The sequence below is a fragment of the Mesorhizobium sp. M7A.F.Ca.CA.004.12.1.1 genome (assembly GCF_003997835.1).
In the GTDB taxonomy this organism is placed as follows: Bacteria; Pseudomonadota; Alphaproteobacteria; order Rhizobiales; family Rhizobiaceae; genus Mesorhizobium.
Window position 1 is genome coordinate 1 of sequence record NZ_RZRK01000402.1, and the last position, 5,639, is coordinate 5,639.

Below are 5,639 nucleotides of genomic sequence, written 5' to 3' on the forward strand. Positions count from 1 at the left end.
GGGCCGACGGCCAGGACGACGGCGGGCAGCGGCCCGATCATCGGCTGCAGCCCGAGCGACAGGATGGCGCCGCAGGCGATGGTGGCCGGCACCGAGAGGTCGGCCAGGCCGCCGACCACGAGCACGAAGGTCATGCCGACGACGACGATGCCGACGATGGACATCGAGGTCAGGACGTTGAGCAAATTGCCTGATGTGAAGAAGGCGGGGCTGACGAAGGAGCCGTAGAGCATCACGGCGAGGATGGCGAAGGCCAGCCCCGCCTTCGACAGGACACCGATAAGCCTGCTGCCACGCGTGAAGCGGTCGTTGCGGTTCACACCGCCGATCTCCATGGCCGCTTCGGTCACGCCATCTCCTCCCCCGTGGCCAGCGCCATGATGCGTTCCTCGCTCAATTCGCTGCGCAGGAGAGGCTCGGAGGCGTGTCCATCGCGCATCACCACCACGCGGTCGCAGACGCCAAGGATTTCGGGCAGTTCCGAGGAGATCATCACCACCGCCATGCCGCCTGCGACGAGCTGGCCAATGATGTGGTGGATCTCGGCCTTGGCGCCGACGTCGACGCCCCGCGTCGGCTCGTCGAGGATCAAGACCAGGGGCTTGGCGGCAAGCCATTTGGCGATGACCGTCTTCTGCTGGTTACCGCCCGACAGAAGGCTGATGCGCCGTTCGCCGTCGGGCGGTGAAATCGAAAACTGCTTGACCGAGTCCGCGGCAAGCGCGTGATCGGCGCTGCGGCTGATGCGCCCGAAACGGCTCAGGCGGCGCAGTATGGGCAGGCTGATGTTTTCCCGGATCGACATTCCAGGCACGACGCCGTCGCCCTTGCGATCTTCCGGAACATAGGCAATGCCTGCCCTGACCGCCTGGGATGGCGAGTTGATCGAGACCTCGCGTCCGTTGACGCTGACTGTGCCTTCGACAAGCCGCGACAGGCCGAAGATCGCGCGGGCGACCTCGGTGCGGCCAGCGCCCACCAGCCCGGTCAAGCCCAGTATCTCGCCGGCGCGTACATCGAAGCTGACATCGCGGAAGCGCGCGCCGTCGCTGATGCGTTCGACGCGCAGCACCGACTTGCCGATCTCGGCCGGGCTTTTCGGGAAGACATTGCTGACTTCGCGACCGACCATCAGCCTGATCATGTGAGCGGCATTTATGCCTTCGATCGGCCGCGTCTCGATCATTGATCCGTCGCGCAGCACAGTCACCTCGTCGGCAATTTCGAGCACCTCCTTCAGTCGGTGGCTGATATAGATGATGGCGATTCCGTCATCGCGCATCTTGCGCAAGATCCGGAACAACGCCGCCGTCTCATGCTCGCTGAGGCTGGATGTCGGTTCGTCCAGGACGATGATCCTGGGCTGCGCCGCGTAGGCCTTGGCGATCTCGACGAGCTGCTGCTGGCTGATCGACAGGTTGCCGAGCCGTTCACGCGGGTTGATGGCCGCTCCGAGCTCATCGAGGACGGCGGCTGCAGCCCGGATCATCTCGCCCTTGCGCAGAAAGGTCCACTTGCCCGGCATGCGGCCGAGATAGACGTTTTCGGCGACGCTCAGGTCGGGGACCAGATTGATTTCCTGATGCACCATGCGGATGCCCAGCGCCTGGGCATCGGCGGGCCGGCGCATGCGCACTTCGGCGCCGCCGACCCTGATTGCGCCGCTGGTGGGTGCGTAGGACCCGTTGAGCACTTTCATGAGCGTCGATTTGCCGGCGCCGTTCTCACCCACGACCGCATGAACGGTGCCGAATTTCACGGCGAAATTGACGTTGGACAGAGCCTTCACGCCCGGGAACGTCTTGCTGATGCCTCGCATGTCCAAGGCGCAATCGGCGGCGACAGTCATATCTGGCTAGGTTCCTCCTGGCGGCCGGCCGATCGTCCTCGGTATCGGCCATCGATATTTTAGTATAATAGCTGCTTCAACACAGCTCGACCCCTCTTCGAACTGGCTTGAACGTCCGGGCTTTTGAACACGCGACTCAGTCCAGGCTCTCGGTTGCGGTTGAATTTCTCACCGCGGATGATGACTATTGCACTAATATAATAGTTCTGGCAAGGTGGATTTCCGGCGGTCGTTATGAACATCGTGTCCACCGACACCCGACCGCTTCCATTGGATGCGTTCCGATTGACATTCTAGTATTATCTGGCCATTTCTGGTGAACGAAGATACGGATTTGCAATGGACCTGGATCCTTCGACGCTCAATCGGGCTCTTCCGCTCCGCGATCAGATCTACCACAAGATCCGCAACCTGATCGTCGTCGGGCAGCTGAAGCCGGGAGAGGTCATCAACGAAGTCGCCATCGCGGAGGCCCTGGGGGTGTCGCGCACCCCGGTGCGCGAAGCGGTCAAGCGCATCAGCGACGAGGGCCTGGTCAAGATCTTGGCACAGACCGGCACCTATGTCGCTCCGATCAGCCGGGCCGACCTGGAAGAAGCCTATGTCATTCGGCGGGCACTGGAGATGGAGAGCGCCCGACGCGCGGCCGCCAAGTTCACACCGGCCGCCAGCGAATTGCTGGAAGACAACATGGCGGCGCACCGGCTCGCCATATCGCGAGGCAGATATGCCACCGCGATACAGCTCGACGATGTCTTTCACCGCACCATCGCCGAGATCTGCGGCCTGCCGATGATCTGGAGAGCCGTCGACATCTCAAAGGCACAGATGGATCGCGGCCGCTATCTCGCCATCCCCAAGCCGGGCTATGGCGAACAGACGATCGAGCAGCACGAGGCCATTTTCGACGCGCTGAAGCGCCACGACGCCGAGGGTGCGGCGCAAGCGATGGAACACCATCTCGAGACGTCGTTCCGCAACACGCTCGAAGTCGCCGCCGACCTTCTCGACTGAAGCCCTGCGAGCCACCGGCATGCAAAGAATGGGACTTTGTATCGGCGTGAAAGCAGAGGCGATCGCGGACTACAGGCGCGTCCACGCCGCTGTCTGGCCCGACGTCCTCGAGGTCATCAGCGGCGCCAACATCCGCAACTATTCGATCTTCCTGCGCGAACCGGAGAACCTTCTGTTCGCCTGCTGGGAGTATCACGGCAGCGACTTCGCCAAGGATGCGGCGCGAATGGGCGAGTCGCCGGCGATGCGCAAATGGTGGGAGCTGTGCGACCCCATGCAGACGCCACTGCCGACGCGCGCCGACGGCGAATGGTGGGCGGCGATGGAAGAGGTCTTCCATCTCGACTGACCGTGTCCCGGCCGGGCGGCGATCCGTTGTTTCATCCAGCCGTTTGCCGCCCTCAAACTGCGCCGCAAGGCGCTCTCATCGCACGCCACTCACCTGACCGATCCGCCGCAACGCCCTGCAGTCCAGGCCTTTCGCAACCGCACCTTGACCACTGACATTCTATTATATTAGTATTCCAAATCACTTTTGCCTCTCGACGCTCCTTGTCGGGGAGAGCCTTTTCAGAGTTTGGGTCATGGCACGGTTCATCAAGCTGTCGGATACAGACAACATTCTTCTGGCGGTCGATCCGTTGAAGATCGGCGACAAAGCCGGGGACGTGGCAGCGAAGGCGCGCATACCGCGCGGGCATAAGATGGCCCTGCGCGACATCGGCTCGGACGACCCGATCGTGAAATACGGCCAGACCATTGGCTTTGCGCGGGAACCCATCGTCGCCGGCGACTGGGTTCACGAGCACAATGTGTATCTGCGCAATTTCGAACGCGACTACGTCTTCGGCACCAATACCAGGCAAACCGAGATCGTTGCCGAGGCCGAGCGGGCCACCTTCATGGGTTACCGTCGGCCGAGCGGCAAGGTCGGCACGCGCAACTTCATCGCCGTCCTGACGTCAGTGAATTGCTCTGCCAGCGTCGCCCGGTTCATCACCGACGAGGTCAACCGGTCTGGCATCCTGCGCGACTATCCCAATATCGACGGCATCATCGCACTCGTCCACGGCACTGGCTGCGGCATCGACACCAAGGGTCCCGCTTACGACCTGCTGAAGCGCACGCAATGGGGCTTTGCCACGAACCCCAATGTCGGCGGCGTGCTGATGGTCGGGCTCGGCTGCGAAGCGTTCCAGATTCCGCGCTGGATGCAGTCGTACAACATCGAGGAGAGCACGATTTTCCGCACGATGACGATCCAGGAAACCGGCGGCACGCGAAAGACAGTCGAGGCCGGCGTTAAGGCGATCGTCGACATGCTGCCTACGGTGAACGCCGCCGAAAGGACGCCGCAACCAGCCTCCGAACTGGTGCTAGCACTGCAATGCGGCGGATCGGACGGTTACTCCGGCATCAGCGCCAATCCGGCACTGGGTGCTGCGGTGGACCTGCTTGTCGGGCAAGGCGGCACGGCCGTGCTCTCGGAGACGCCCGAAATCTATGGCGCCGAACATCTTCTCGCCTTGCGCGCCGAGAGCCGCGCGGTGGGTGAAAAGCTGATCGAGCGCATCCGCTGGTGGGAGGATTATACCGCCAGGCACGACATGGAGATGAACAACAACCCTTCGCCCGGCAACAAGCTGGGTGGGCTGACGACCATCCTGGAGAAATCGCTCGGCGCCTCCGCCAAGGGCGGCACCACCAATCTGCGCGCAGTGCTGGAATATGCCGAGCCGATCAACGAGCGCGGCCTCGTCTTCATGGATACGCCTGGCTACGATCCGGTCTCGGCCACCGGGCAGGTCGCCGGCGGCGCCAACATATTGTGCTTCACCACCGGCCGCGGTTCGGCCTTCGGCTGCAAGCCGACGCCCTCGATCAAGCTTGCCTCCAACACCTTTATCTTCGAGCAGATGCGCGAGGACATGGACATCAATTGCGGAGACATACTGGACGGCGTCTCGCTGGCCGAGAAGGGCGAGGAAATCTTCGCCGAGATCCTGCGCGTCGCATCCGGCGGGCGCACCAGGTCGGAAGCGCTCGGCTATGGCGACAACGAGTTCGTGCCATGGAGCCTTGGCGCAACCATGTAGCGATATCGCCCGCCTGCGCAGGCCGGCCTTTATCCCGGAAGTAGCTCAAACGGAAAGAACCGCTCGACATGAACAGGATCGATCTTGACGGCCAGCACGCTGTGGTCACCGGCGGCGCCCAGGGCCTCGGCTTTGCGATGGCCAGACGTTTCGTCGCCTCCGGCGCGACGGTAACCTTGTGGGACCTCGATGAGGCCCGCCTCGAAACCGCCAAGAAGGAACTCGGCAGCGCCGCCACGACGGAGACCGTGGACGTCGCCGATTGGGCGTCGGTGGACGCGGCGCGCGCCAGGACCGAAGAGCTGGCCGGCAAGATTTCCATTCTGGTCAATTCCGCCGGAATTGCCGGCCCGGCCGCCCCGCTCGACGTCTACGACATCGAGACGTGGAAGAAGGTCATCGACGTCAACGTAAACGGTACGTTCTACGTCAATCGCGCCGTGGTTCCCGGAATGAAGGAGCGCAATTACGGACGGATCGTCAACATCGCTTCGGTGGCCGGCAAGGAAGGCAACCCCAACGCCTCCGCCTATTCAGCCTCGAAGGCGGCGGTCATCGGCTTGACCAAGTCGCTCGGCAAGGAACTGGCGCAGTACGACATCGCCGTGAACTGCATCTCGCCGGCCACGGCACAGACGCGCATCCTCGAACAACTGACGCCGGAGCACATCGAATATATG

At 62.7% G+C, this 5,639-nt stretch carries 5 protein-coding genes and 1 pseudogene; 4 read left to right on the forward strand and 2 right to left on the reverse strand.

The features are described 5' to 3' along the window. Positions 1-350: pseudogene (locus EN984_RS20550) on the reverse strand (ABC transporter permease); the annotation flags it as partial. Further along, complete coding sequence (locus tag EN984_RS20555; RefSeq protein ID WP_245480092.1) at positions 347-1,819, reverse strand: sugar ABC transporter ATP-binding protein; 1,473 nt, start codon at positions 1,817-1,819, stop codon at positions 347-349. The gene EN984_RS20555 and the pseudogene EN984_RS20550, both read right to left, overlap by 4 nt. Before the next feature lie 369 nt (positions 1,820-2,188). Between EN984_RS20555 and EN984_RS20560 the strand changes: the two genes are divergently transcribed. The 4 genes from EN984_RS20560 to EN984_RS20575 form a co-directional block, all read left to right on the forward strand. Further along, positions 2,189-2,863 carry a GntR family transcriptional regulator gene (locus tag EN984_RS20560; protein ID WP_127269483.1) on the forward strand — a complete coding sequence of 225 codons (675 nt, stop codon included), beginning with the start codon at positions 2,189-2,191 and terminating at the stop codon, positions 2,861-2,863. Between the two features lie 19 nt (positions 2,864-2,882). Continuing rightward, positions 2,883-3,212: an L-rhamnose mutarotase gene (locus EN984_RS20565; protein ID WP_127269482.1), complete on the forward strand. Its 330-nt coding sequence runs from the start codon at positions 2,883-2,885 to the stop codon at positions 3,210-3,212. A 235-nt stretch (positions 3,213-3,447) separates the two neighbouring features. Continuing rightward, the gene (locus EN984_RS20570) at positions 3,448-4,959 is read left to right on the forward strand and encodes an altronate dehydratase family protein (RefSeq protein WP_127269481.1); all 1,512 of its coding nucleotides are present in this window, start codon (positions 3,448-3,450) and stop codon (positions 4,957-4,959) included. Positions 4,960-5,027: 68 nt separating this feature from the next. Next, positions 5,028-5,639 (forward strand): SDR family NAD(P)-dependent oxidoreductase (locus EN984_RS20575; protein ID WP_164765553.1); only part of this gene is annotated, 612 nt, incomplete at its 3' end.